The organism is Acidithiobacillus sp. TH-A35 (assembly GCF_057473505.1).
The window spans coordinates 1-4878 of record NZ_JBYCKR010000151.1 but is presented as its reverse complement, the minus strand read 5'-3'; the positions used below and the strand labels follow the sequence as shown (position 1 = coordinate 4878).

The window sequence follows — 4878 nt, the reverse complement described above, 5'->3', positions numbered from 1 at the left end:
GTCTTCGGCTGGGGACTGCTGCTGGGCGGGAACAGCCTTTTTGTCTCGGCGCTCATCAGTCATGCCAACTACTCGGCTTTTTGGGCAGGCGTGGTGTTGCTGCCCATGGCCCTTGGTGGCGTACCGCTGATTGCGGTGATGGGGCCCATCTCGCACCGGGTGAACCCGCGCTGGCTGGCGACCATCTGTTTTGGATTCGTCGCCCTTTATGGATTCACCACGGAGCTCAACCTGCACAGCAATCTGCGCAGTCTGCTCCTCAGCCATTTGATCGAAGGCATCGCCATCGGGTTTTATCTGGTGCCCCTGAGCCTGATCATGTTTTCACGCCTGCCCCAGCGCCGCCTGCCTGCTGCGGCCACCTTGCAGAACTTTGTGCGGATTCTGGGTGGTGCCTATCTGTCGAGCGCTTTCTCGGCCCTGTGGATGCGACATGGCGATACCTTCAGGGCGCACCTGGCCTGGCAATCCCCGTCCGTACCCTTGCAACGCATGCTGGAGCACTGGCCAATGAACCGTCCCGCCGCGCAGGCCCTGTCCATTCAGCATCTGACTACCCAGAGTGCCGTGCTGTCCATGCAATCCATGCTCTGGCTCTGGGGCTGGATGGCGCTGGTTGTGCTTGCCCTCGTATGGCTCACCAAAGGGCCGTATCGCCGCCGGGCCGGGCAGGTCCGGCGGGTCACCATCGAGCAGCAGATCATGGAAAGCGCCGGTTTTGATGCGGAACCGAGTCGGCAGGAGGATGTGGAACATGCACCGTAAGCGCTGGATCGCCGGATGCGCGGCCCTCGGCGTCGTGGCCCTCGGCGGCTGCGCGCCGACCATCCGTGCCCCGGGACCAGCGGATGTCAAAGCCCCGGCCTGGGTGAAAAGCGTGCAGCGACTGGACGGCGCGCAGGCGTTGCCCACCGGCGCGTGGCCGCAGCAAGACTGGTGGACGGGGCTGGCCAGCGCCGGGCTCGATCAACTCATGATCCGGGCACTGAGCCCAGCCAATCCGCGTCTGGCAGAGGCCATCGATATGGTCCGCTGGGCGGCATCGGTCAGCACCTGGCGGGCGGCGGCTCTCGGCCCGCAGCTTTCTGGGCAGGCGGCCGTCACGCCTTTGCAGTTCAGCGGCAACAGCCCGCTGGGGGCGCTCGGTCTGGGCAACAAACGCTATGACAGCGGTGATGTCGGACTCGGTTTTACGCAGGCGCTCGATTTCTGGGGCAAATATGCGGACCGTCTCAAGGCGGCGCTGGGTGAACAACGCGCCGCCGAAGCGCGACTGGCGGATACTCGCCGCCTGCTCGCCGCTGCCGTCGTCAATGCCTATCTACGCTGGGCGGAAGCCGAACGGCAGCTCGCCAGCCTCCGGCGTTTGCAGCACCTCTACCAGCAGCAGCAGGCGTTGTTGCGAATCCAACGACATCTCGGCCTCGGGACCGACCTGCCCATTGCCGAGCTGTCTTTGCAGCTCCGGCAGAATACTGCCCACCTGGCGCACTGGCAGCAACGGGCGGCTGCCGCACGCTTCGCCTTGGCAGCGCTTGCGGCGATTGCGCCGGATGCCCTCCCGCTACGGCCGGTGGTGCCCGCGTCCGCAGGGATACCCACTCTGCCGCAGCATCTGAGTCTGGACCTCCTCGCCCACCGTCCCGACGTGCAGGCGGCACGCGCATTGGCGCTCGCCAGTGTCCAGCAGACCAAAGCCGCCCGCGTCGCCTTTTATCCGGACATTTCTTTCTCGGCCCTGCTGGATATGAACAGCGCCCACCTTGCTACGCTCCTGAATCCGGCGAGCTTCGCCTACAACTTTGGACCGGCCCTGCATCTGCCGATTTTTACCAGCGGCGCCCTGACCAGCCGCTTCCACGGCGCCGAGGCGCAGCAAGCCAAGGCGGTGGCCGTTTACCAGGAAAGCATCCTGCAATCTGTCCAGCAGGTGCTGACGGCGCTGTCTGGGTACCAGCTCAGCCGGCAGGCCTGGCAGGCCGAGGCGGCTGGCACCGGCGCCACCCGCCAGCAGGAAAAACTGACCACCGCCGCGCAAGCGTTTGGCCTCAGCGACCGCACGGCGGTGCTGCGGCGGCAGATCACCCTCGTTCATCAGCAAATGGCCCAGCGCCGTGCCCGTTATGCGGCGCTACAGGCCTGGGTCCAGTTGGAAACCGCATTGGGAGGCGGCTATGACCAGTCCAGACAGCACCCCTGACAATGCGAGTAAGGCCGGGGCAGACCAGAGGCGGCGCAATCTCTGGATACTGGCCGCCGTGGTCCTGCTCGGTCTGCTGGTCTACGGCCTCTGGTGGTTGCTGATCGGACAGGAGCGGCTGGAGGTAGACGATGCCTATGTCGAGGGCAACCTTTACGCGGTGGATGCGCGCACGACCGGAACCGTCGCCGCGATCCCCGCCTACGACACCATGCGGGTGGAGGCAGGCTCCCCCCTGGTGGTGCTCCGCGGCGAACGTGCCGCTCGCAAGCTACAACAGGCGGAAGCACAACTGGCGCAGGCCCGGCAAAATGCGCTGGCGCTGGTCCACGAAATTCAGGCCAGTCGCAGCAAGGAAGCGGCCCTGCGGGCCAGCCTGAACAGTGCGCAGCAGAAGGCCTGGCGCCTGCGGGCGTCGGCCAGCGCCGGTGCGAGCGAGGATATGGCCGCCATCACGGCTGCTGACGCGGTGCGGCGCCTGCAAGCCGAAATCGGCGCCGAATCGGCGCATAGCGCAGCCCTCACCGCGCAGCTCGGGGCCGCCGGCCCGGCGGGAAACCCCGCCGTGTGTGCGGCGACGCAGGCCCTGGCCCTCGCCCGCCTGAACTGGACACGACGCATCATCCGCGCCCCGGTCACCGGCATCGTCGCGCAGCAGGCGGTGCAGCCCGGACAGTGGGTGCGCGCCGGTCAACGCCTGTTCACCGTGGTGCCATTGCAGCAGATGTGGGTCACTGCCAACATCAAGGAAACCCGTCTGGCGGGAGTGCGCCCCGGCGCTGCGGTGACGCTGCATTCTGATCTCTATGGTAACGGCGTTACCTATCACGGCTGGGTGGTGGGACTGGGAGGGGGCTCCGGCGCCGTCTTCGCGGTGCTGCCGCCGGAGAATGCCAGCGGCAACTGGATCAAGTTCACCCAGCGGGTGCCGGTGCGCATCGCCGTCGATCCCGGGAATTTGACCCGGTACCCGCTGCGTCCCGGTCTGACCATGACGGTACGGATCGCACTGCATGGCCCGTGGATACGGCGGCCGGTACCGGACTGGTTCCTGCGTTCCGCAGCCGCTTCACGCCCGTCTCCCTGACTGGCCGCCCCCGCCGGCCCTGGGCTACACTCGCAGTCCCGAATCCAGGAGTAATACCGAAGTGGACCTGCGTCATCTGCGCCATTTTGCAGTGCTCGCCGAAACCCTGAACTTTCATCGGGCGGCGATTCGCCTGCATCTCGCCCAGCCCTCCCTGAGCCGCAGCATCCGCGCTCTGGAAGACGAGATCGGTCTGCCGCTTTTTTTGCGTAACCAGCGGGAAGTCTCGCTCACGGCCGCTGGCCGGGTGCTCTTGCCCGAAGCCAGACAATTGCTGGCGCAGGCGCGGCGCACGGAGGCCCTGCTCGGCGATCTGCAAAACGGTCAGGCCGGCACCCTGCGGATCGGCTTTCTTGCCTCCACCGCCATTGCCCTCCTGCCTGGGCTGCTGCGCAGTTTTCGTCAGCACTTTCCGCGGGTGCATCTGGAGTTGCGGGAGATGAGCAGCGATGCGCAGTTGCAGGCCCTGCGCGATGATCAGATCGATATCGGCTTCATCCGCGATATCGGCATCCTGCCGGATATCCACCAGCATCTGCTGCAACGGGAAGCGCTGATGCTGGTGCTTCCGGAAGACCATCCCTTTGCCGCAGAGCGCGCCATAGCCCTCCACCGTCTGCACCATGAGTCATTGATTCTCCTGCGCCGCGAAGTGGCACCGGCGTCCTACGATCGCATCCTCGCCCAATGCCACATTCATGCCCTGAAGCCGCATATCCTGATGGAACTCGCCGATTCCAATGCCGTGTTCAGCGCAGTCATGGCGGGCCTTGGGTTGAGTTTCCTGTTCTCGGCCTTTGCAGAAATTCAACGTCCGGGAATCGTCTTCCGACCGCTGGCGGATACCTTGGGGGACAGTGAGGTGAGTCTCGCCTGGCGCGGGCGGCGGGAGGACGGGAATCCGGCAGCGCTGACTTTTGTGACCATGGCGCAGCAGCAGTACGCGCTACAGGCCCAGCCCTGAGACCGGCGGCACAGTCCACATCAAATCCTGATTTGCGCTACACTGGGGCAACTCCGCCCTCTGGCGGTCTGAACCCACTCTCTGGGGCGCAGGTGGATCATGAGGGTTATGCCGGACGTGTGAGCGTGGTTATGCGCTGGGCATCATTGATGCCCAACCAAAGCATCATGGTATTATCGGGGAATGCTTTGAATCCGTATTTTTCATAGAAAGATTTTGCAGAGGCGTTTTTTGCGTCCACCACAATCACCGCCACACCTATTTGCCTGGAAGCGGTAACCGAACAGATTAAGGCACTTACCAGCAAGTATCCACCAATATCCTGCCCTTTGAACTCAGTATGTCTGGCGAGGCGAACCAAGCGAATCGCAGGAATGGGGTATTGGCCTGGGTAGCGCCGTGCAAAATCCTCCGGGAATGTATCCGGTGACAGCGCATCAGCGGTGAGACTATAGAAGCCTGCCAAAATGTCTGGACGATCTTCATTAAATAAGACAAAGGTTCTGGACAGCCCCTTGTTCTGCTGCTGGAGGGCATACCTGTCGAGCCATTGGTCAAGCTCCGTTTCGCCACACCGGAACGTACTACGGGGATGCTGCCTGCTTAGAGACGCTACAACAAGCCCCA

At 64.1% G+C, this 4878-nt stretch carries 5 protein-coding genes; 4 read left to right on the top strand and 1 reads right to left on the bottom strand.

The annotated features are described in order from the left end of the window. From AC2VNK_RS05250 to AC2VNK_RS05235, 4 genes are all read left to right on the top strand, one after another. Positions 1-765 (top strand): MFS transporter (locus AC2VNK_RS05250; RefSeq protein ID WP_486883075.1); only part of this gene is annotated, 765 nt, incomplete at its 5' end. Further along, positions 755-2200, top strand: a complete 1446-nt coding sequence (locus AC2VNK_RS05245; RefSeq protein WP_486883074.1) for an efflux transporter outer membrane subunit — start codon at positions 755-757, stop codon at positions 2198-2200. The genes AC2VNK_RS05250 and AC2VNK_RS05245, both read left to right, overlap by 11 nt. Beyond that, the gene (locus AC2VNK_RS05240; protein ID WP_486883073.1) at positions 2175-3287 is read left to right on the top strand and encodes an HlyD family efflux transporter periplasmic adaptor subunit; all 1113 of its coding nucleotides are present in this window, start codon (positions 2175-2177) and stop codon (positions 3285-3287) included. The genes AC2VNK_RS05245 and AC2VNK_RS05240 overlap by 26 nt, the downstream gene beginning before the upstream one ends. 61 nt (positions 3288-3348) lie before the next feature. Next, the gene (locus tag AC2VNK_RS05235; protein ID WP_486883072.1) at positions 3349-4251 is read left to right on the top strand and encodes a LysR family transcriptional regulator; all 903 of its coding nucleotides are present in this window, start codon (positions 3349-3351) and stop codon (positions 4249-4251) included. Positions 4252-4357: 106 nt separating this feature from the next. Here AC2VNK_RS05235 and AC2VNK_RS05230 read toward each other — a convergent pair. Further along, positions 4358-4878, bottom strand: a 521-nt coding sequence (locus tag AC2VNK_RS05230; RefSeq protein ID WP_486883071.1) for a hypothetical protein, incomplete at its 5' end; no start/stop codon positions are given.